General features: G+C 74.1%; 18 protein-coding genes. 7 read left to right on the top strand and 11 right to left on the bottom strand.

Translation table 11 applies throughout. The features are described from left to right. The first annotated feature begins 69 nt into the window (after positions 1-69). Positions 70-2,025 (top strand): non-ribosomal peptide synthetase, encoded by a 1,956-nt coding sequence (locus SM793_RS15465; protein ID WP_320438760.1) that lies wholly within the window; start codon positions 70-72, stop codon positions 2,023-2,025. After that, a complete protein-coding gene (locus tag SM793_RS15460) occupies positions 2,022-4,904 on the top strand; it encodes a condensation domain-containing protein (protein WP_320438759.1) in 2,883 nt (960 codons plus the stop codon). The genes SM793_RS15465 and SM793_RS15460 overlap by 4 nt, the downstream gene beginning before the upstream one ends. A 174-nt stretch (positions 4,905-5,078) precedes the next feature. On the opposite strand, the gene SM793_RS15455 is transcribed toward SM793_RS15460, so the two are convergent. The 7 genes from SM793_RS15455 to SM793_RS15425 form a co-directional block, all read right to left on the bottom strand. Beyond that, positions 5,079-5,408, bottom strand: coding sequence for a TcmI family type II polyketide cyclase (locus tag SM793_RS15455; RefSeq protein WP_045944736.1), 330 nt, complete (start codon positions 5,406-5,408; stop codon positions 5,079-5,081). 39 nt (positions 5,409-5,447) lie between these two features. After that, complete coding sequence (locus SM793_RS15450) at positions 5,448-5,903, bottom strand: SRPBCC family protein (RefSeq protein ID WP_320438758.1); 456 nt, start codon at positions 5,901-5,903, stop codon at positions 5,448-5,450. 1 nt (position 5,904) lies between these two features. Further along, on the bottom strand, positions 5,905-6,165 hold the full coding sequence (locus SM793_RS15445) for an acyl carrier protein (RefSeq protein ID WP_320438757.1): 261 nt from the start codon (positions 6,163-6,165) through the stop codon (positions 5,905-5,907). A gap of 86 nt (positions 6,166-6,251) precedes the next feature. After that, positions 6,252-7,493, bottom strand: coding sequence for a beta-ketoacyl synthase N-terminal-like domain-containing protein (locus SM793_RS15440; protein ID WP_320438756.1), 1,242 nt, complete (start codon positions 7,491-7,493; stop codon positions 6,252-6,254). A gap of 5 nt (positions 7,494-7,498) precedes the next feature. Further along, positions 7,499-8,758: a beta-ketoacyl-[acyl-carrier-protein] synthase family protein gene (locus tag SM793_RS15435; RefSeq protein WP_320438755.1), complete on the bottom strand. Its 1,260-nt coding sequence runs from the start codon at positions 8,756-8,758 to the stop codon at positions 7,499-7,501. Further along, a complete protein-coding gene (locus SM793_RS15430; protein ID WP_320438754.1) occupies positions 8,755-9,189 on the bottom strand; it encodes a cupin domain-containing protein in 435 nt (144 codons plus the stop codon). The genes SM793_RS15435 and SM793_RS15430 overlap by 4 nt, the downstream gene beginning before the upstream one ends. Before the next feature lie 110 nt (positions 9,190-9,299). Beyond that, on the bottom strand, positions 9,300-10,466 hold the full coding sequence (locus SM793_RS15425; protein ID WP_320438753.1) for a SchA/CurD-like domain-containing protein: 1,167 nt from the start codon (positions 10,464-10,466) through the stop codon (positions 9,300-9,302). A 301-nt stretch (positions 10,467-10,767) separates the two neighbouring features. Between SM793_RS15425 and SM793_RS15420 the strand changes: the two genes are divergently transcribed. Then, a complete protein-coding gene (locus tag SM793_RS15420; RefSeq protein ID WP_320438752.1) occupies positions 10,768-12,393 on the top strand; it encodes an FAD-dependent monooxygenase in 1,626 nt (541 codons plus the stop codon). 75 nt (positions 12,394-12,468) lie between these two features. Here the strand turns inward: SM793_RS15420 and SM793_RS15415 are convergent, their stop codons facing one another. Further along, positions 12,469-14,028: an APC family permease gene (locus SM793_RS15415; protein WP_413229913.1), complete on the bottom strand. Its 1,560-nt coding sequence runs from the start codon at positions 14,026-14,028 to the stop codon at positions 12,469-12,471. Between the two features lie 428 nt (positions 14,029-14,456). On the opposite strand from SM793_RS15415, the gene SM793_RS15410 reads away from it, so the two are divergent. Beyond that, positions 14,457-15,776 carry a DUF2254 domain-containing protein gene (locus SM793_RS15410; RefSeq protein ID WP_320438750.1) on the top strand — a complete coding sequence of 440 codons (1,320 nt, stop codon included), beginning with the start codon at positions 14,457-14,459 and terminating at the stop codon, positions 15,774-15,776. A gap of 95 nt (positions 15,777-15,871) precedes the next feature. Here SM793_RS15410 and SM793_RS15405 read toward each other — a convergent pair whose 3' ends face one another. Both SM793_RS15405 and SM793_RS15400 read right to left on the bottom strand, forming a co-directional pair. Then, positions 15,872-16,183: a hypothetical protein gene (locus SM793_RS15405; protein ID WP_320438749.1), complete on the bottom strand. Its 312-nt coding sequence runs from the start codon at positions 16,181-16,183 to the stop codon at positions 15,872-15,874. Then, the gene (locus SM793_RS15400; RefSeq protein WP_320438748.1) at positions 16,180-16,578 is read right to left on the bottom strand and encodes an SAV_915 family protein; all 399 of its coding nucleotides are present in this window, start codon (positions 16,576-16,578) and stop codon (positions 16,180-16,182) included. Before SM793_RS15400 ends, SM793_RS15405 begins: the two co-directional genes overlap by 4 nt. 255 nt (positions 16,579-16,833) lie before the next feature. Here SM793_RS15400 and SM793_RS15395 point away from each other — a divergent pair, with 255 nt between their 5' ends. From SM793_RS15395 to SM793_RS15385, 3 genes are all read left to right on the top strand, one after another. Further along, on the top strand, positions 16,834-17,337 hold the full coding sequence (locus SM793_RS15395) for a helix-turn-helix domain-containing protein (protein ID WP_320438747.1): 504 nt from the start codon (positions 16,834-16,836) through the stop codon (positions 17,335-17,337). Then, on the top strand, positions 17,330-17,797 hold the full coding sequence (locus SM793_RS15390) for a DUF4180 domain-containing protein (RefSeq protein WP_320438746.1): 468 nt from the start codon (positions 17,330-17,332) through the stop codon (positions 17,795-17,797). The genes SM793_RS15395 and SM793_RS15390 overlap by 8 nt, the downstream gene beginning before the upstream one ends. A gap of 130 nt (positions 17,798-17,927) precedes the next feature. Continuing rightward, entirely contained in the window at positions 17,928-20,150 is a 2,223-nt protein-coding gene (locus SM793_RS15385) for an NADP-dependent isocitrate dehydrogenase (RefSeq protein ID WP_320438745.1), read from the top strand. Positions 20,151-20,373: 223 nt separating this feature from the next. On the opposite strand, the gene SM793_RS15380 is transcribed toward SM793_RS15385, so the two are convergent. Then, positions 20,374-21,342, bottom strand: a complete 969-nt coding sequence (locus SM793_RS15380; protein ID WP_320438765.1) for a cytochrome c oxidase assembly protein — start codon at positions 21,340-21,342, stop codon at positions 20,374-20,376. Positions 21,343-21,455 lie beyond the last annotated feature (113 nt).

The raw sequence follows: 21,455 nt of genomic DNA, 5'->3' as shown, positions 1-21,455 counted from the left end.
CCCTCCCTCCCGCCCACCGTCGCACGGCGCCCCGGCCCACCGCCGGGGCGCCCGGAAGGCTGACCTCCGATGACTCCCTCCCGCTCCACCGCCGGTCCCGCCGCCGCTCCCGCTGCCAGGTCGACCGCCGGTCCCGCCACCGTCCCGGCGCTGGTCGCCCGGCAGGCCGCCGAGCGCCCCGAGGCGCTCGCCGTCACCGACGGCACCACCGCTTTGACCTACCACGAACTCGTCTCCAACGCACGGCGGTTGGCCGCCGAGCTGACCGCCCGCGGGGTCGCCCCCGGCAGCGCCGTCGGCGTGCTCTGCGCCCGCGGCAGCCGGATCGCCGTCGCCCACCTCGCCGTCTGGTGGGCCGGCGGCCATGTGCTGCCGCTCGACCCGGCGTACCCGGCCGCGCGCCTCACCGCGATGCTCGACGACGCCGCCGTCCGGCTCACCCTCGGCGACAAGGCGCTGCTGGCCGAGCTCGACCTGACCGAGGACCGCTCGCTGGTGCTCACCGAGACCGGCCCCGCCGGGACCGGTGACGACGAGCACGGGCCCGGTCCGGTCGACCCCGACCCGGCCGCCACCGCCATCGTCTACTTCACCTCCGGCTCCACCGGGCGCCCCAAGGGCGTGCTGGTGCCGCACCACGCCGTCACCGAACTGGTCACCGCCGCCGACGGGGTGGCGCTGCGCCCCGGCGACCGGATGCTGGTCCGCACCTCGGCCGGCTTCGACCTCTCCACCCTGGAACTCTGGGGCCCGCTGGCCAACGGCGCCGCGCTCGCCGTGCCGACCGCCGAACGCCCCAGCGCGGAGGAACTCGCCCGCGACGTCGAACGGTTCGGCGTCACCCACGCCGTGCTCGCCACCGCCCTGTTCCACCAGCTCGCCGCGCGCGGCTCACGGATCTTCGGTGTGCTGCGGCACGTCGTGGTCGGCGGCGAGGCGCTCGCGGCCGAACACGCCGGCGCCGTGCTGCGGACCTACCCGTGGCTCGAGCTGGTCAACGGCTACGGCCCGACCGAGGCCACCACCTTCGCCACCCTGCACCGCGTCCGGCCCGCCGACTGCGCGGGCCCGGTGCCGATCGGCCGCCCGTTCGGCGGCACCGGCGCCGCCGTCCTCGACCAGGACCGCCGGCCGGTCCCGGACGGCACCCGCGGCGAACTCTGGCTGACCGGACGGCTGGCGCTCGGCTACCTCGGCCGACCCGAGCTGACGGCCGAACGGTTCGTCGAACTCCCCGGCCTGGGCCGGGCGTACGGCACCGGGGACCTGGTCTCCCGGCGGCCGGACGGCACCCTCGACTTCCACGGCCGCCTGGACGACCAGGTGAAGGTGCGCGGCTACCGGATCGAGCCCGGCGAGGTCGAGCACGCGCTGCGCAGCCTGCCCGAGGTCGCCGAGGCGGCCGTGGTGGTGCGCCGCGCGGGGCGCGAGGACGCCGCGCTCACCGCCTTCGTGGTGGCCGCCGAGGGCGTCCGCCCGGCACCCGAGTCGCTGCGGCGGCAGCTCGCCGAGCGCCTCCCGGCCCATCTGGTGCCGACCGCCTGGACGGTGCTGGACGCCCTCCCGCTCACCGGCAGCGGCAAGGTCGACCGCCGCGCGCTGGCCGCCGAGGAGGAGCCGGCCGAGGCCGTCGCCGAGACTGCCGGGCCCGCCGCCGAACCCGCTGCCGAATCCGCTGCCGAACCCGCTGCCCTCGGGCCGATCGAGCAGGTCGTCGCGGCTGCCTGGTCGCGTGCCCTCGAGGTCGAAGTAACCGCCCCCGAGGCGGAGTTCTTCGCCCTGGGCGGCCATTCGCTGCTCGCCATGTGGGTGGTCGACGACCTCCGCGAGGACCTGGGGGTCGAGCTGCCGCTCGGCGACTTCCTGAGCCGGCCCACGGTGGCCGGCCAGGCCGCCCTGATCGAACGCGCCCTGCTCGCGGCCGATTCCGCCGCGCCCGGCCCCGATTCCGCCGCGCCCGGCCTTGTGCCCGCCGACTCCGGCCTCGTGTCCGCCGGCGCCCACTCCCAGGAGTCCACCCGATGACCGCCCCGATCGACCAGGCCGAACTGCTCCGCCGGGCCCGGGGCCGCACCAGGACGCCCGCGCCCGGCACCCCGGCCGCCGGCCCCGTCCCGCGCGGCACCGCCCCCGGCCCGGCCCCGCTCTCCCACGCCCAGCAGCGGATGTGGCTGATGGACCGCCTCGGCCAGGGCGGCCCCCGCTACCACGTCCCGCTCGCCACCCGGCTGCGCGGCCCGCTGGACCGGGACGCCCTCGCCGCCGCCCTGACCGGCCTCACCGCCCGCCACCACATCCTGCGCACCCGCTACGGCCACCAGGACGACCGGCCGCACCAGGAGCCCGCACCGCCCGCCCCGGTGCCGCTCCCGGTCCGGGACGCCACCGCCGAGGACTCCGCCGCCCTGCTGCGCGCCGAGGCGGCCCGCCCGTTCGACCTCGCGGCCGGCCCCGCCCTGCGCGCGCTGCTCCTGCGGCACGCCCCGGACGACCACACCCTTCTGCTGACGATCCATCACATCGCCGTCGACGGCGGCTCGCTGCCCGTCCTCGCCGAGGAACTCGGCGCCCTGTACGCCGCAGCCGCCGAGGGCCGCCCGGCCGGCCTGCCCGAACCGGAACTCCAGTACGCCGACTACGCCCGCTGGGAACGCGCCCGCGACGACCGGCTCGCCGAGGCGGCCGCCGCCCGGGCCGCCCGGCTCACCGGCGCCGGCCCGCTGCCGCTGCTGCGCCCCGTCCCGCCCGGCACCCCCGAGCGCCGCGCGGTCCTGCACAGCGCTCCGCTCACCGCCGACACCATGGACGGACTGCGCCGGCTCGGCGCCCGGCACGGCGCGACCGCGTTCACCGTCGTCCTGACCGCCGCCTTCGCGGCCCTGCGCGCCGCCACCGGCGGCTCCGACCTGGTGCTCGGCTGCGCCGGCGGCCACCGCTCCCGGCCCGAACTGCGGCGGCTGGTCGGCCTCCAGGTCAACACCCTGCCGGTCCGCGCCCGGCTGCCCGAGCCCGACGGCGACCCGGCCTTCACCGAACTGCTCGCCGTCGTCCGCACCGCCCTGCTGGACGCCCAGGGGCACCACGAGGTGCCCTTCGACCTGGTCGTCGAACGCCTCGGCGCCGCCGCCCGGGGCGCCGACGGCACCCCGCTGCTCGCCGTCAGCTGCGACCTGGTCCACCCGGCGGAGCCGCTGGCGCTGCCGGGCCTCACCGCCGAGGCGGTGGAGGTCGACCTCGGGCTCGCCAAGTTCGGCCTGACCCTGCTGGTCGAGGACGGTCCGAGGCCGCGCTGCCTGCTCCAGTACGACCCGGCCGCCCTGGACGGGGCCACCGCGGGCCGGCTGCACGCCGTCTTCGCCGAACTGCTGGCAGCCGTCGCCGCCGACGCCGACCGCCCGCTGTCCCGCCTCCCCGGCGAGCGGCTCCTCGGCGATCACCTCCCCGCCCCGGAGACGCCGGCCGACCACCCCGAGCACCAGCACCCCGCCGTCGCCGCCCTGCTCGCCGACCCCCGGGTCACCGATGCCGCCCTGCACCTCGCCGAGCACGGCCCCGCCCTCGCCTACGCGACCGTCAGCGGCCCGGTCGCCCCCAGCGGAGCCGAGCTGCGCGCGGCACTGCGCCGCCGGCTCGCGGAGCCCGGCACCCTCCCGCTCGCCGTCACCCTGCTGGACCGCATCCCGCGCCGGCCCGACGGCGCCCTCGACCCCGGCCGGCTCCCCGGCGCGCCCACCGCCCATCTGGACACCGTGCGCGACGTCTTCGCCGAGCTGCTCGGCGCCCGGCCGCCGGCCGAGGGCGACTTCTTCGGCCTGGGCGGCCACTCACTGGTGGCCGTGCAACTGGCGGAGCGGATCCGCGCCCGCCTCGGCCTGCCGCTGACCGGCCTGGACGTGCTGGAGCGGCGGACCCCCCGCGCCCTGGCCGCCCTGCTGGCCGAACGCGCCGCCGAACGCGGCACCGGCAGCAGCCGTACCGCCTCCGCTACCAGGGCCACCCACGCCACCCGGGCCGGGACGGTGCTGCTCACCGGCGCCAGCGGCGGCGTCGGCGCCGCCCTGCTCCAGGAACTCCTCGCCCAGGGCCGCCCCGTGCGGGCCCTGGTCCGGCCCGAGTCGGCGCATCTGGTGGCCGGGGCCGGGGTGGAGGTCGCCGAGGGGGACCTCGCCGACCGGGACAGCCTGCGCCGGGCGGTCGAGGGTGTGGAGACCGTCGTCCACGCCGCCTGCACCTTCACCGAGCACGCCGTCGACCTCGCCGCCATGCGGACCCTGGTCGAGGGCTGGCGCGGCACCGGCGGGTTCGTCTTCGTCAGCAGCATCGACGCCTACGGCCGACCGGAGCCGGGGGAGGTCCCCGAGGGCGGTCCCTCGGCCGGACCGCTCACCCCGTACGGGCAGGCCAAGCTCGACTGCGAGCGGATCCTGCTGGACGCCGCCCCGTCGGCGCGCGGCCCGGTGGCGGTGGTCCGCTCGCCGATCGTCTGGGGCCCGCACCGGCGGCTGCGCGACCAGCTCCGCTGGGGCGCCACCGGCGCGCTCTACCAGGCCGCGCTGGCCGGCCGCCCGATCCTGCTGCCGGAACCCGCCGCCGGGTGGGCCGGGGCCGGCTGGGTGCACTCCGCCGCCCTCGCCCGGGCGGTGACGGCGAGCCTCGGCCAGGCGCCCGGCCGGATCGTCAACGCCGTCACCGGCCACGTCTCCTGGGCCGACTTCGCCGCCGAACTGGTCCGGCTGCTCGGCTCGTCGAGCACCGTCGCGCACGGCCCCGGCGCCGAGGCGGAGCTGCTGCGGCCCTGGCACTACCGGGCCGACGCGCTCGCCGAACCGCTGACCCCGGAGCCCGGCGAGGACTGGCGCGCCGTGCTCGCCGCGATGACGGCGCAGCCGGCCGGAGCGCACTGACACCGACGCCCCGACGCTGCCGCACCGCCGTACGGCCGCACTGCCGCACTGCCGCGCTGGGACACCGACGCGCCGACGCTCGGGACGGCGCGACCGGCCCGCACGAGCGGACACCCCGGGGCCCGAGGCCCGCGGGGTGTCCGCTCGTCGTGTCACCGGTTCACCGGTTCGCGCTCAGCCGCGGCGCTCCCAGCGGTAGAACTCGCGCGCCATCGCGTCCTTCGGCCCCCGCCAGGTGGCCGGGTCGTACGCCTGGACGTACGTGGTCAGGGCGTCGCTGACGGCGCGGAACTCGGGGTGGCCGACCACCTGGGCGACGGCCGGTCCGGGCGGCCGGTCCGCCTCGATGAGGTGCAGGTACACGTCGCCGAACTGGAACAGGCTGCGCCCGGTGACGCCGATCAGATGGGGGAGTTCGCCCCGGTTGTCGGAGTCGGCGAAGACCTCGGCGATGCCGGTGGCCGCGTCGGGCTTCATCCGGGCGACGATCAGGGCGCGGTGGATCCGTGCGGTCGGGTTCTCGGTCGCGGGGGAGGTCATGGCTCAGAGCTCCGCGGCCTTCTTCTCGACCTTCTCGCGGATCAGCTGGAGCTGGATCCGGGAGTTGCGGTTGATGTGGTTGACCATGCCGTCGTCGTCGACGGGCGCGGTGGGCTTCATGGCGAAGTCCTGCACCCAGCGCATCCGGGTGCCGGCCGGCACCTCCGAGTACTCCCAGTGGATGTCCATGTACTCGAACGGGCCGGGTTCGACCCGCCGGGCCCGCACGGCGAGCGAGGGGCGGTCGGTGGTGCGCTCGGAGACCCAGCTCCAGACCTTGCCGTCGTCGTCCGGGTGCATGGTCAGCCGGAAGGTGACCCGCTCGCCGTCGCGCTCCAGCACCTCGACCGAGGCGTACTCGCTGAACAGCTGCGGCCAGTTCTCCAGATCGTTGGTGATCTCCCAGACCAGGTCGAGCGGGGCCGCGATGACGATCTCGTTGTCCGTGTGTCCGGGCATCTCAGGCACCCGCCTTCGCGGTCACGGCGGAGTTCACCAGGGCCAGGAACTCGGCCGGGGTCTTGGCCGACTCCGCGCCGTTGGTGACCTTCACTCCGTGCCGGTTCTCCAGCTCGCCGACCACGCCGAGCAGGCCGAGGGAGTCCACGCCGAACTCGTCGAAACCGGCGCCGGGCCGCTCGAGTTCGACCGGGTCGATCTCGACCCCGGCCCGGGCCCGGATGAGTTCCGCGAGTTCGGGATAGTTGAGGGTGTTGCTCACGGGGGTGTCCCTTCGTAGCGAGCGAGCGAGCGAGTGGTGGGGCGTGGAACGTGGGGCGGGCCGTGGGCGGGCGGACCGGGAGGGGATCAGTCCAGGTCGCCGCGCCGCAGCACCAGCGCCGAGTTGGAGCCCATCAGCCCGCGGCTGAGCACCAGGGCGGTGCGCAGTTCGGCCGGGCGGGCGCGGCCGGTCACCAGGGCCAGGTCGTGGGCGACCTCGGTGACGTTCGGGGTGGGCGGCAGCACGCCGTCCTCCATGGCGAGCACGGCGGCGACCGTGTCCAGCGGCGGTGCGCCGCAGTAGGCCCGCCCGGTACCGGACTTGGGGGCGGTGACCGGGACCCGCTCGGCGTAGGGGCCGAGCGCGTCCGCCAGCGCGAGCGCCTCGGCGCGGTCCGCGGCCGGGATGCCGAGGGCGTCGGCGAAGACCACGTCCACGTCCTCCGGCGAGATCCTGGCCCGGTCGAGGGCGATCCGGATCGCCGCCGCCAGGCCCTCGCGGGACTCCGCCCAGCGGGAGGCGCCGGTGAAGGTGGCGCCGTGCCCGGCGACGTACGCCCGGACGGCGGCCCCGCGCCGGCGGGCGGTGGCCTCGTCCTCCAGCAGCAGCATCGCGCCGCCCTCGGCGGGGGCGAAGCCGGCCGCGTCGGGGGAGAACGGCAGGTAGGCCCGGTCGGGCCGGTCGGACAGGCTCAGTTCGGGGTAGCCGAGCTGGCAGACCATCGAGTACGGCGCGAGCGGGGCCTCGGCGGCGCCGACCACCACCGCGTCGGTGCCGTGCGCGACGGACCGGGCGGCGTGCGCGATCGCGTCCAGCCCGCCGGCCTCGTCGCTGGCCACCACCGCGCAGGGGCCCTTGTAGCCGCCGCGGATCGACACCTGGCCGGTGCTGGCCGCGTAGAACCAGGCGATGGACTGGTACGGGCCGACGAACTGCGGTCCCTTGCCCCACAGCTGCTGCAGCTCGCCCTGGCCGAACTCGCCGCCGCCGGAGCCGGCCGCGGTCACCACGCCGACCGCGTAGGGGTGTTCGGGATCGGCGAGGAATCCGGCGTCCGCCACCGCCTGGTCGGCGGCGGCCATCGCGTAGTGCGTGAACCGGTCGGTCTGCACCAGGTGGCGGCTGTCGATGACGGCCTGCGGGTCGAAGTCCCGCACCTGGCCCGCGACGCGCAGCGGGAGATCCGCACAGCCCTCGCGGGATATCCGGTCGAGGACGCTCACGCCCTGCCGGGTGGCCTTCCAAAAGGCATCGGCTCCGACGCCGTTCGGTGCCACCACACCCAGGCCGGTGATCACCGCCCGGCGTTCCTGTTGACGTGACGTCATGGATCTCACCCCGTTCTCGTGAGCACGACGGCGGACTGGAATCCGCCGAAGCCGCTGCCGACCGAGAGGATGTGGCGCAGCGGTGTCTCCCGGGCGGTGCGCGGCACGTAGTCCAGGTCGCACTCCGGGTCGGGTGTCTCGTAGTTGGCGGTCGGCGGCACCACGCCGCGGTCCAGCGCGAGGGTGCAGGCGACCACCTCGATCGCGCCGATCGCGCCGAGCGAGTGCCCGACCATCGACTTGATCGAGCTCATCGGCGTCCGGTAGGCGTGCTCGCCGAGCGAGCGCTTCACGGCCGCCGTCTCGTGCCGGTCGTTCTGCTTGGTGCCCGAGCCGTGCGCGTTGACGTAGTCGACGTCGGTGCGGTCGACCCGGGCGTGGGCGAGCGCCTGGTCGATCGCCCGGGACATCTCCAGCCCCTCCTGGGTGAGGCCGGTCATGTGGTAGGCGTTGCCGAAGGTGGCGAAGCCGCCGATCTCGCCGTAGATCCGGGCGCCGCGCCGCCGGGCGTGCTCCAGTTCCTCCAGCACCAGGACGGCGCCGCCCTCGCCGAGTACGAAGCCGTCCCGGTGGGCGTCGAACGGCCGGGAGGCGTGCGCCGGGTCGTCGTTGCGTTCGCTGGTGGCCTTGATGGCGTCGAAGCAGGCGACGGTGATCGGCGAGATCGGCGAGTCCGAGGCCCCGGTGATGCAGATGTCGGCCCGGCCGTCCTCGACCGTCTGGAAGGCGTAGCCGATGGCGTCCAGGCCGGAGGTGCAGCCGGTGGAGACGGTCTGCACCGGTCCGTGGGCGCCGGTCCGCTCGGCGACGGCCGAGGCGAGCGTGCTGGGCGCGAAGGCCCGGTGCAGCTGCGGTTCGGCCAGCCGGTGGTCGACGTCCCAGCGGGCACCGCCGGCGCTGACCAGGGCGTAGTCGTGCTCCAGCCGGGTGGTGCCGCCGACGGCGGTGCCGAGCGAGACGCCGATCCGCCACGGGTCCTCGGCGGCCAGGTCGAGTCCGGCGTCGCTGATCGCCTCGTCCGCCGCCACCATCGCGAACTGGACGTAGCGGTCGGCCCGTTGGACGTCGTCCGGGCCGAGCCCGTGGGCCGCCGGGTCGAAGTCGCACTCGGCGGCGATCCGGGAGCGGAACCCGGCGGGGTCGAAGAGCGTGATGCCGCGGGTCGCCGTCCGCCCGGCGGTGAGGAGGTCCCAGAACGCCGGGACCCCGACCCCGCCGGGCGCGACCACGCCGATTCCGGTGACGGCGACCCGTCGGCGGCTCACGAAGCCACCTTGGCGGGTTCCGGCGGCCCGGCGTTGACCGCCGCCCCGGTCTCCTCGGTGTCCACGTGGCCGAGTTCGGGGCGCGGTGCCAGCGGGCCGAGGTGGAAGACCATCTTGGCCACGGTGTCACCGACGTTGCGGAACCGGTGGCGCATGTTGATCGGGATCATCAGCCCCTGTTCGGGCTTGAGGATCCGGGTCTCGCCGTCCAGGTCCACCTCCAGGTCGCCGGTGACGACGAAGACGAACTCCTCGGAGTACGGGTGGTAGTGCTCGCCGATCCGCTCGCCGGGCTGCACGATGGCCAGCCCCATGAACCCGCTGGTGGCGCCGCAGGTGGCCGGGGTGAGCATGGCGCGCAGGTCGCCGCCGCGCCGGCGGTTCTCCGGGGCCTCGGAGACGTTCACGATCCGTGGGTACTGCGTGGACATTGGTTTCTTCCTTCTTGCCGGGTGTTCTACCGGGTGGGCTGCCGGGTGCGGCCGGGTGCTGCCGGGTGGGCTGCCGTGTTCTGCCGCCTGCTGCCTGGACCGACCTGATCTCAGGAGTCGGCCGAAGTGCGGTCGGTGACCGGGTTCATGGCGCGCGCGGCGAGGAAGGCGCGCAGTCCGGCGTCGGTCCGCAGGTCGACCTCGGGGCCGAGGTCGAGCAGCCGGCCCAGGACGGCGGCCTCGCGCTCGCCCGCGATGCCGAGCGCCGCCGCCGGGTCCGCCTCCGGCGGCACCCGCAGGTCCACCAGCCGGACCACGACGTCGTCCCGGTGGAACACGGTGCTGGTGGCGACCGGGCCGGTCGGGTCGACGGTGGCGAGCTCGTCGTACTCGGCCAGGAGGTCGGTCACCGCCTGGCCGTTGCCGGGCTTCACCGGGTACAGCACGGCGTGCCGGTGCGGCCGTCCGGCGGCCGGGGTGCCGGCCACGGCCTGGTTCGCGGCGGGCAGCGCGGCCCGGGCGAAGAAGGCGCGCGCCGCCTCGGGGTCGCCCAGCCGGCGGGCCTCCTCCAGGTGCGGGTTGATCGCCTCCTCGACGGCCCGCACCTCGGGCTGCATGGCGACGTGCCGCAGCGCGTCGCCGAGGCTGCCGATCACCTCGACCGCGCGGACGACGCGGTTGCCGTGCATGAACAGCGAGGTGCGGCGCAGCCGGGTGGTCCCGTCGACCTCGGCCCGGGGGGAGGCGTAGCCGGACAGGATCCGGGCGACCTCGGGCTCGCTGCCGGGCTTCACGGTGAAGGTGAGCGCGTGCCGGACCACGCCGTCCGGGCCGGGGTCGGCCTTGGGCGGGCCGGCCTGCCCGGCCGGGGCGGTGCGGGGCAGTCCGGCCGGCACCTCGTCCGGGGCCCGGGTGCCGGTGGCGCCGGCGGCGGAGGTCTCGCGCAGGATCGTGTAGCGCATCGAGCGGAAGGTGTCGCTGACGCAGCCGTGCATCGGCTTGACCATCTCGCGGTGGGCCGGGCTGTCCACCCACTCCAGGAAGGTCTCCTGGTCCTCCCACTCGCTGGTGATGAGCCACTGCCGGGGGTCGTTGATGGACTGGCAGAGCTGGTCGCTGACGTGGCCGGGCACGGTGGCGACCTGGTGGCGGAGCTGCTCGTAGACGTCCATGAAGCGCTGCTGGGCGCCGTCCTGGATCTCCAGCATCAGCACTACCCGCAGCCGGGTGTCGGAGGCGGAGTGCTGCCGCGCGGGCGGTTCGGACAGAGTCGTCATGATCCACTTTCTGCTTCTGGGCCGCACGCGTCGGGGGCCGCGTGCGGCGGCTCCGGTGCCGGAGGGCTGGGCGGTCTCCGGCGGGGAGGGTGCTGGGGTGGCGTCGGCCACCAGGTCTGAGGTCGATCGTGCGCGGTGCTCCCGGGTGGCGCGAGCCATGCGGGCCATCCGGGCGATGAAACGCCAGAACGACCCCGGCGCGGGGGACGGTAGGACCGGGCCGCCGTGTCCGCGGGCCCCACCGAGGGTCGCGCCGAGCCCCGCATTCGGCCCCGAACTCCCGTACAGGCTGGAGCAATTGATGAATCCGAAGGTGGACGACCGGGTACCGGTCCTGATCGTCGGCGGCTCGTTGGTCGGGCTGTCGGCCGCACTCTTCCTGGGCCGACTGGGTGTCAGGCACCTGCTGGTCGAGAAGCACGCCGACACCTCGCGTCACCCGCGCGGCCGAGGCAACAACGTCCGGACCATGGAGCTGTACCGGGTGGCCGGCATCGAGGCGGCGATCCGCGAGGCGGCGTCCGTGCTGGCCCCGAACCACGGCATCCTGCAGGCCCCCTCGCTGACCGGTGAGGAGCAGGAGTGGCTGTTCCGCGAGATCGACCCGGGCGGGCGGCTGGCCCGCTTCAGCCCCAGCTCCTGGTGCCTGTGCAGCCAGAACGACCTGGAGCCGGTGCTGCGCCGCGCCGCCCGGGACCTCGGGGCGGACATCCGCTTCGGTACCGAGCTGCTCTCCTTCGAGCAGGACGCCGAGGGGGTGACGGCGCTGCTGCGCAGCCGGGAGACCGGGGAGGAGCGGACCGTCCGGGCGCAGTACCTGGTCGCGGCGGACGGCCCGCGCAGCCCGGCCCGCACCGAGCTGGGCATCGGCCAGAGCGGCAAGGGCGAGCTGTTCCACAACGTCAGCATCACCTTCCGGGCGAAGCGGCTGGCCGAGGTGGTCGGCGACCGTCACTTCATCGCCTGCTACCTCACGAACCCCGAGGCGGACGGCGCCCTGCTGCCGGTCGACAACCGGGAGGAGTGGGTGTTCCACGCGCCGTGGCACCCGGAGCACGGCGAGCCGCTGGAGGCGTTCACCGACGAGCGCTGCGCCCGGCACATCCGGGCCGCCGTCGGGATGCCGGAGCTCGACGTCGAGGTGACCGGCAGGGCGCCGTGGCACGCGGCCGAGCGGGTGGCGGAGAGCTACTCCTCCGGGCGGGTGTTCCTGGCCGGGGACTCGGCCCACGAGATGTCCCCGACCGGGGCGTTCGGCTCGAACACCGGCATCCAGGACGCGCACAACCTGGCCTGGAAGCTCGCCGCGGTGCTCTGCGGCTGGGCCGGTCCCGGTCTGCTGGACACCTACGGGCAGGAGCGCCGCCCGGTGGCGCGGGTGACCAGTGAGCGGGCCTCGGCCCGTTCCGCCGAGCACAGCCACCCGGGCTACGCGGTGGTGCCGGGCGTCGGCCGGCAGGCCGGGGTGCTGGCGGTGGCGCTCGGCTACCGCTACCCGCAGGGCGCGGTGACCGGCACCGACCCGCGGGGCCCGGTGGTCCCGGAGACCTTCGAGTCGGCGGGCGAGCCGGGCAGCCGGGCGCCGCACCAGTGGCTGCGGCGGGCCGGGGTCAGGCTCTCCACCCTCGACCTGTACGAGCAGACCATGGTGCTGCTGACCGGTTCGGGGGGAACCGACTGGCAGGAGGGCGCCCGCCGGGCGGCGGACCGGCTGGCCGTCCCGCTGGAGGCGTTCCGGATCGGCGCGGACGGCGAGGACGACCTCGCCCCCGAGCCGGGCGAGGACTTCGCCGCCCTGCACGGTATCGGCCCCGACGGCGCCCTGCTCGTCCGCCCGGACGGCTTCGTGGCCTGGCGCTCCGAGGGCCGGCCCGAGGACCCGGCCGGGGTGGTCGAGCGGGCCCTGCGCGAGGTGCTCTCGCTGTAGGGCCGCTCCTCCGGATCAGCGGAACGGGCCCGCCGGTGCGTACCGGCGGGCCCGTCCTGTTGCGCGGTGCGGGGGTCAGTGGCCGCCCGCGTCGACCACCTCGACGTCCTCGATGTTCTGCTCGATGACCTCGGCGGGCAGGGCGACCCTGATCGCCCAGTAGTAGATCGCCAGCGAGAACACGGCGACCGCGGCCATGTCCCACCACATCGGGATCCGGCCGGTGCCGTCGCCGAAGCCGCCCTGCCAGGAGACCAGGCCGAGGCCGAGCAGGTAGACCGGCAGCCACTGGGCGGCCCGCAGGTCCAGACGGGGGGCGTTCGGGAGGCCCTTGCGGGTGGCGTAGGCGGCGTAGCTGCCGAGCAGGACGTAGCCGACGACGATGGCGATGCCCAGGCGGGAGAGGGTGTGCCAGCCGGACCAGTAGATGATCAGGCTGGAGACCACGAAGGAGGCCGGGGCGATGACCGCGCCGCCGGGCAGGCGGTACGAGCGCTCCCGGTGCGGCAGCCGGCGGCGCAGCGCGCCGAAGGCCAGCGGGGCGCCGGCGTACATCAGCACGCTGGCGGAGACGATGAAGCCGACCAGCTCCTGCCAGCTCGGGAAGGGCAGGAAGCAGACGACGCCGGTGACGAACGACATGACCAGGCCGAACCACGGGGTGCCGCGCTTGTCGACGCGCTCGAAGAGCTGCGGCGCGTAGCCGTTCTTGCTCAGGCCGTACGCGATGCGCGAGGTCGACGTGGTGTAGATGAGGCCGGTGCCGCCGGGGGAGACGATGGCGTCGAAGTACAGCACCCAGGCCAGCCAGCCCAGGCCGACCACGGTGGCGAGGCCGGCGAACGGGCCGTCGATGCCGGGGAAGTCCAGCTTGTCCCAGCCGTTGGCGAAGGAGGCGGCGGGCAGCGCGGCGATGAAGACGACCTGCAGCAGGACGTAGATGACGGTGCCGATGGCGACCGAGCCGAGCACCGCGCGCGGGATGTCGCGCTTGGGGTTCTTGCTCTCGCCGGCCAACTGGATCGCCTGCTCGAAGCCCAGCAGGGCGAAGATGATGCCGCTGGCGCTGACCGCGGTGAGCACGCCCTTGATGCCGAACGGGGCGAAGCCGTGCGAGCTGAAGTTGGAGCCGTGGAAGTTGGTCACGGCGAGCACGAAGATCGCGAACAGTGGGACGAAGATCTTCAGCCAGGTGGTGGCGCTGTTGGTGCGGGCGAGCACCCGGACACCGAGGAAGTTGACCGCGACGAACAGGCCCATCAGCAGGACGGCGACCACGAAGCCGCTGGCGGTGAGGGTGCCGTTCTCGTTGAGGAGGCTCTTCGCGAACTCCCAGTGCCCCGCGTAGCCGATCATCGCCTCGACCTCGATCGGGGCGACGGTGGCGGCCTGGAGCCAGGAGAACCAGCCGAACGACATGCCGGCCAGGCCGCCGAAGGCGTAGTGCGGGTAGCGCGCCGTGCCGCCGGCGACCGGGAACATGCCGCCGAGTTCGGCGTGCACGAAGGCGAGCAGGACGATCGCGACCGCGCCGATGCCCCAGGAGACGAGCGCCGCCGGGCCGGCGACGACGACGGCGTTCTTGGCGCCGTAGAGCCAACCCGAGCCGATGATCGATCCGACCGAGGCCCACATGAGGCCGATCAGGCCGACCTCGCGCCGGAGCGACCGGTGGGTGGTGGTGCCGGTGGTGCCGGTGCTCGATCCGGGTGGGGAGAGCTGGTTGAGGGAGGCCATTCGCAATCTCTCTGTGCTGTGGGGGCTCCGGCGGTGCGAAGCGCGGAGAGTTGCCACACAGTAGGCGTATTCATAGACCTCTGCACAGATTTCATTACTGAATGTTTACCTACTTCGCTGGATATTCCCGCAGGTAGGAGGCCATGTGTTCATGTGCCCGTTACGTGACTCGCGGGTAGTCCCGCTATCTGAGCGCGAATTGAGCCTCGGTCCGTACTCGTGCAATATGGAGGGCATCCTGGTTTATGGAAATAGGCTGGAGCGCATAGAAATACCGCTGCGTGGCGTGCCGGGGGGCGTCGCGCGCCCGGCTCTAGCCTGGGGCGATGACCGACCGCCAGACCGGGCCGCGGCCGCCGGTCCGCTACCGACCGCTCTCCCCGCTGCGTGAGCACCTGGGCGAGTCGTTCTGGTTCGGCCCGCTGCTCGCCTGTCTGGCCGCCGTGCTGCTGGCCGGGCTGACCGCCGAGCTCGACGAGGCGGTGGTGAGCCGGAGCGTCGCCGACACCGGCTCGGTGGACGAGCTGCTGCGCTTCAACAGTGCCGCCAAGTCCGTCGTCGCCACCGTGAGTTCGGCGATGCTGACGTTCATCGGCGTGGTCTTCTCGATCTCCCTGGTGGCCCTGCAGATGGCCGCCGGCCAGTTCTCCCCGCGAGTGCTGCGGCTCTACGTCCGCAGCCGGCTGACCAAGGCCGCCTTCTCGGTCTGCCTGGCCACCTTCCTCTTCGCGCTGCTGGTCCAGTTCAGCTACGACGACTCCACCGACCCGGCCGAGCTCACCTCGGTGCCGGTCTTCTCCAGCGTGGTGGCCGTGCTCCTGGTCGTGCTCAGCCTCGCCCTGTTCGTGCTCTACGTGCAGTCGACCATGCGGCTGCTGCGCGTCCCGCACGTGATCAATCGGGTGGCCGACGAGTCGGTGGCCGTACTGCTCCAGTACCGGCTGATGCCGGCCGAACCCGCACCGCCGCCCGCGCCCGCCGACGCGTACACCCTGCTCCACGAGGGGCGCTCCGGCGTGCTGCGGGACGTGAACATCGGGCGGCTGCTGCGGATCGCCCGCAAGCACGACGCGGTGCTGTACCTGGTGCCGAGGATCGGCGACTTCATCGCCCCCGGGACCCCGATCGTCCGGGTGGCCGGCGAGCGCCCGCCGCCCCCGCGGCGGATCGCCCAGGCGCTGAACGTCGGCGTCGACCGCACCATGCACCAGGACCTGAGCTTCGGCTTCCGCCAGCTCGTGGACATCGCGATCCGCGCGCTCTCGCCCGCCGTCAACGATCCGACCACCGCCGTGCAGGCCGTCGACCGGATCCACCAGCTGCTCGCGATGCTCCTGCACGAGAACTTCGGCGACCTCTGCCACCGCGACCGGCGCGGTGCGGTCCGGCTGGTCGAACCGGTGCCGGGCTGGTCGAGCATCGTCGACCTGGCCTTCACCGAGATCCGCCTCTGCGGCGCCGGCCACCCCCAGGTGACCCGCCGCCTGACCGCCGCGCTGGACGATCTGCTGCGCATCGCCCCGGACCGGTGCCGGCCCGAACTCCTGGAGCAGCAGGTCCTGTTGGTCCGCGCGGTGACCCAGGAGCAGGGCGACCCGGAGGTCCGGGCCTTCGCGCTGCGCCCGGACCGCCAGGGCATCGGCTGACCGGCCCCCCAGGGGGGTGCGCGGCCAGGGGGTGCGCGGCCAGGGGTGCCGCGGCCCGGGGGCCCGGGCGCACCGACCCGGGCCCCCGGGGGTCCTCAGGGCACCGGTCGCAGGGTCGGCCGGGTCGGCACGAGGGCGCGGAGCACCAGATCGACGTGGACGTGGGCCGCGCCGGCCCGGAGCAGGGCGGCCGAGACCGCGCGCAGCTCCTCCGGCCCCGTGCAGGCCAGCCGGAGTTCCAGGTCGGCGCCGCCGGCCAACGCCAATCCGCTCTGCACAGCCGGGAGTTCGGCGACCAGCCGGTCGAAGTCGAGCGGGACGGGCCCGAAGCTCACCCGGGCCAGGGCCTGGAGCGGCCGGGCCGGCTCGGGCCGGGGCGCCCCGGGAACCAGCTGGAGTGCGCTCACCGGCGCTGGAGCTGTGCACCGGACCGGGTGGTGGGGCGCCCGGCCGCCGGGCGGGCGGCGCCGTCGGCGGACGGGTCGCCAGGATGCGTGGCCCGGTCGGCGGCCTGGTCGGCGGCCTGGTCGGTGGCCTGGTCGGCGGTCGGCGCGACGACCGGCGCCGCGACCAGTCGCGGGTCCAGGACGAACTCGTCGACGCCGAGCGGTGCGGTGAGCGCCCGCAGCGCCGGTTCGCCGAGTTCGACGGCGGCCTGCTCCGGGCCGAGCAGCTCGGCGAGCGCGGCCGCGGAGCTGAAGCCGACGGCGCAGCGCCGCCCGTCGCGCAGGCGGAAGAGGCGGAGGGAGGCGGTCCGTCCGATGACGGTGACCGGGACGTGCCAGACGACGACGCGGGTCATGCGGGTGCTCCCGAGTGCTGGAGAGGGGCCTGCCGGAACTGCGCCTCCGACGCTAGGACCGTGGCGCCCGGACGGAGAACCTTCCTGACGCAGCGTTGACCGAATGCGGCGCCGCGTTGACGAAGTCCTGACGGTCGGGTGCACCGCTCACCGGACGCCCTTCCCTATCCTTCCCTATCGTGCCCGGCCTCATGGTAGTTTGCGTAACGAAGCGACCAGGCGACGAGGCGAGCGACAAGGCGAAGGAGGCGGCCGGTGCCGGAGCACCCCCCGGAGTACTTCTCGGTCGAGCAGGTTGCCGAACTGCTGGGACTGCACGTCCGGACGGTCCGCGGCTACATCCGCGACGGCCGGCTGCGGGCCGCCAGGATCGGCAAGCAGTACCGGATCGCCCGCCGCGACTTCGATTCCTTCGTCGGCGGCCCCGGTTCCGACGGCCCTGGCGGCCCTGACGGCCCTGGCGGACCGGACGGTGCCCCCGGGCCCGAGACCCCGCCGCCGGCCCCGGGGCCGCTGCACGCCGAGGCGTCCGCCGTGGTGCAGATCGACGCCATCGGCCTCCGCGAGGCCGCGCGGCTGTCGAACACCCTGCTCGCGGCGGTCTCCGGCCCGCGGGGCGGCGGCGTGCCGCTGCGGATCGAGACGCTGCACAACGAGGAGCGCTCGACCCTCAAGGTGATCGTCCTCGGCGCCCCGGCCGACACCGCCGAGCTGCTCCTCCTCATCCACACCCTGACGACGGAGAACCGCCATGTCTGAGCCGCTCCCGACGCCCGCACCCGTGTCCGCCCCCGCACCCGTGTCCGCCCCCGCACCCGCACCCGCGCCTGCCCCCGCCCCCGCGCCGCGCGTGCTGCGGCTCCCCGCCGACGGCCCGGTGGTCCGCGACCCGCGCGACGGCCTGGACCTCCTCGGCGAGGCCTTCGCCCAGGACGCCGAATGGCTGGTGGTCCCCGCCACCCGGTTCGGGGTGGAGTTCTTCACCCTGGGCACCCGACTCGCGGGGGAGGTCACCCAGAAGTTCGCCCAGTACCGGGTCGGCCTCGCCGTGATCGGCGACCTCTCCGCGTACACCGGGGCCGGCGGCGCGCTGCGCGACTTCGTCCGGGAGAGCAACCGGGGCCGCAAGCTGTGGTTCCTCGCGGACGAGGCGGAGTTCGACGCCCGGATCGACGCGCTGCGCGAGGCCGGGAACGGCGCCTCGCGGCCCGCGCCGTGACCCGTCCGGCTTGCCCTCCGACCGCATCGGGTCGACCGTGGAGCTGATCCGTGCCGGGGGGAGGTGGAGCGCAGGGCCGGTCACGAGATATCTTGACGTCAAGACGTTGGAGACGCGAAGCGGAGTACCGATGACTGACTCGACCATCATCTATACGCACACCGACGAGGCGCCCGCCCTGGCGACGTACTCGTTCCTGCCGGTCGTCCAGGCGTACGCCTCGACCGCGGGCGTGAAGGTGGAGACGCGCGACATCTCCCTCGCCGGGCGGATCATCGCGAGCTTCCCGGAGCGTCTGACCGAGGACCAGCGGATCGGCGACGCCCTCGCCGAGCTGGGCGCCCTTGCCAAGACTCCGGGTGCCAACATCATCAAGCTGCCGAACATCTCGGCCTCGATCCCGCAGCTCAAGGCCGCCGTGGCCGAGCTGCAGGCACAGGGCTACGCCCTGCCGGACTACCCGGACGACCCGCGGACCGACGAGGACAAGGACGTCCGCGCCCGCTACGACAAGATCAAGGGCAGCGCCGTCAACCCGGTCCTGCGCGAGGGCAACTCCGACCGCCGCGCCCCCGCGTCGGTCAAGAACTACGCCAAGACCCACCCGCACCGCATGGGCGCCTGGTCGGCCGACTCCAAGACCAATGTCGCCACCATGGGCGCGAACGACTTCCGCTCCACCGAGAAGTCGGCCGTGATCGCCGAGGCCGGTGCGCTGCGCATCGAGCTGCTCGCCGAGGACGGCACCACCACCGTGCTCCGCGAGTCGGTCCCGGTGCTGGCCGGCGAGGTCGTGGACGCCTCGGTCATGCGCGCCGCCGCGCTGAACGAGTTCCTGGCCGCGCAGGTCGCCCGCGCCAAGGCCGAGGGCGTGCTGTTCTCGGTCCACCTCAAGGCCACCATGATGAAGGTCTCGGACCCGATCGTCTTCGGCCACGTGGTCCGGGTGTTCTTCCCGCAGACCTTCGCCAAGTACGGCGAGGCGCTGGTCGCCGCCGGTCTGAACCCGAACAACGGCCTCGGCGGCATCCTGGCCGGCCTCGACGCGCTGGAGAACGGCGCCGAGATCAAGGCCTCCTTCGAGGCCGAGCTGGCCGCCGGTCCGGTCCTCGCCATGGTCGACTCGGACAAGGGCATCACCAACCTGCACGTGCCGAGCGACGTCATCGTCGACGCCTCGATGCCGGCCATGATCCGCACCTCCGGCCACATGTGGGGCCCGGACGGCCAGGAGGCCGACACCCTGGCCGTGCTGCCGGACAGCAGCTACGCCGGTGTCTACCAGGCCGTCATCGACGACTGCCGCGCCAACGGCGCCCTGGACCCGGCCACCATCGGCTCGGTCCCGAACGTCGGCCTGATGGCCCAGGCCGCCGAGGAGTACGGCAGCCACGACAAGACCTTCGAGCTCGCCGCCGCCGGCACCGTCCGCCTGGTCGACACCGCCACCGGCGAGGTCGTCCTGGAGCAGGCCGTCCAGCCGGGCGACATCTTCCGCGCCTGCCAGACCAAGGACCTGCCGATCCGCGACTGGGTGAAGCTGGCCGTCACCCGCGCCCGGGTCAGCGGCGACCCGGCCGTGTTCTGGCTGGACGCGACCCGCGCCCACGACGCCGTGCTGATCGAGAAGGTCAAGGCGTACCTGCTGGAGCACGACACCACCGGTCTGCGGATCGAGATCCTGCCCCCGGTCGAGGCCACCACCTTCTCGCTGGAGCGCATCCGCCGCGGCGAGAACACCATCTCGGTGACCGGCAACGTGCTGCGCGACTACCTGACCGACCTGTTCCCGATCCTGGAGCTGGGCACCAGCGCCAAGATGCTGTCGGTCGTCCCGCTGATGAACGGCGGCGGCCTGTTCGAGACCGGCGCCGGCGGCTCCGCCCCGAAGCACGTCCAGCAGCTGGTCAAGGAGAACTACCTGCGCTGGGACAGCCTGGGCGAGTTCTTCGCGCTGGCCGCCAGCTTCGAGCACCTGGCCCGCACCACCGGCAACGCCCGCGCCCAGGTGCTGGCGGACACCCTGGACCGCGCCACCGGCACCTTCCTCAACGAGGACAAGTCGCCGAGCCGCCGCCTCGGTGGCATCGACAACCGCGGCAGCCACTTCTACCTGGCCATGTACTGGGCCCAGGAGCTGGCCGGCCAGACCTCGGACGCCGCCCTGGCCGAGGCCTTCGCGGACCTCGCCAAGACGCTGACCGAGCAGGAGCAGGCCATCGTCGAGGAGCTCGTCTCCGTGCAGGGTGCCCCGGTCGAGCTCGGCGGCTACTTCCAGCCGGACCCGGCCAAGGCCACGGCCGTGATGCGTCCCTCGAAGACGCTCAACGAGGCGATCGCCAACCTCGGCTGATCCCGCCCGCACCGCGCACCACCCGGGAGGCCCCGGGGTCCGTACCGACGGACCCCGGGGCCTCCCGGCGTTCCACCGCCCAGGGGGGCGACGGGGACCGGTCAACGGTCATTTCCACGGAGCCCCGGAAACGACGGGGCCCGGACACGACGAAGCCCCCGTCCGCGATGGGACGGGGGCTCGTCGATGGCTTCGGCCGCGGTCCGGCCGGGGTCCGGCCGACTCAGCCGGCGTCGGCCGCCGGCCGCCGGTTGCGCTGGTCCAGCGAGGCCAGATAGGCGTTGTAGGCCGCCAGCTCGGCGTCACCGCTGCGGTCCTCGGCGCGGTCCCGGCGGCGCGAGAGCCGCTCCTCCGAGCGCATCCACTGGTAGACCAGCGCGATCAGCACGATCGCGGTCGGGATCTCGCCGAACGCCCAGGTGATGCCGCCGGCGAGCTTCTGGTCGGCCAGCAGGTCGGTGCCGGGCGGCGCTCCGCCGGTGGTGAAGGTCTTGACCAGCTGGTGGTTGGCCATCATCACCGCGACGCCGAAGAAGGCGTGGAACGGCATGCCCATGAACAGCTCGATGATCCGCATCACATGGCCCGGCCGGTGCGGGCCCGGGTCCACGCCCATGATCGGCCAGAAGAACACCAGCCCGGCCGCCAGGAAGTGCACCATCATGGCGATGTGCCCGAGCCGGGACTGCATGAGGAAGTCGAACAGCGGCGTGAAGTAGACCCCGTAGAGGCTCGCGATGAACAGCGGGATGGTGAAGCCCGGGTGCGAGATCACCTTCACGTAGGTCGAGTGCAGCAGCGCCACCAGCAGCTCGCGCGGCCCGCGCGGACGCCCCTTGCCGGTCGGCCGCAGCGCGCGCAGCGCCAGGGTGATCGGCCCGCCGAGCAGCAGCAGGATCGGCGACAGCATGGAGAGCACCATGTGCTGGATCATGTGCGCGCTGAACATCACCATGCCGTAGTCGTTCAGCCCGGTGCAGGTGACCAGGATCACCGAGCCGATGCCCAGCACCCAGGCCGTCGTGCGCCCGGCCGACCAGCTGTCCCCGCGCCGCCGAAGCCGCACCACGCCGAGGAGGTACAGCGCGAGCCCGGCCAGGGCGGCGGCCAGGAACACCCAGTCGGGCGACCAGGTGAGCACGTTGGAGAGCGTGAAGGGTCCTGGTTGGGTCATCCCGCCGTGGTGGTGCATGCCTGACATTCCGTCGCCCATCGGCGGGTCCTGCTTTCCGTCCTCGCGGTCCCTGGGTGGGTCCGGTTCGCCCGTTTTGCTTCGTCCTACAGCCTAGGCGGGCCTTACCCCGG

It is taken from the genome of Kitasatospora purpeofusca, from assembly GCF_034043715.1.
GTDB lineage: Bacteria > Actinomycetota > Actinomycetes > Streptomycetales > Streptomycetaceae > Kitasatospora > Kitasatospora purpeofusca_A.
This window is presented reverse-complemented; position numbering and strand designations above follow the sequence as displayed.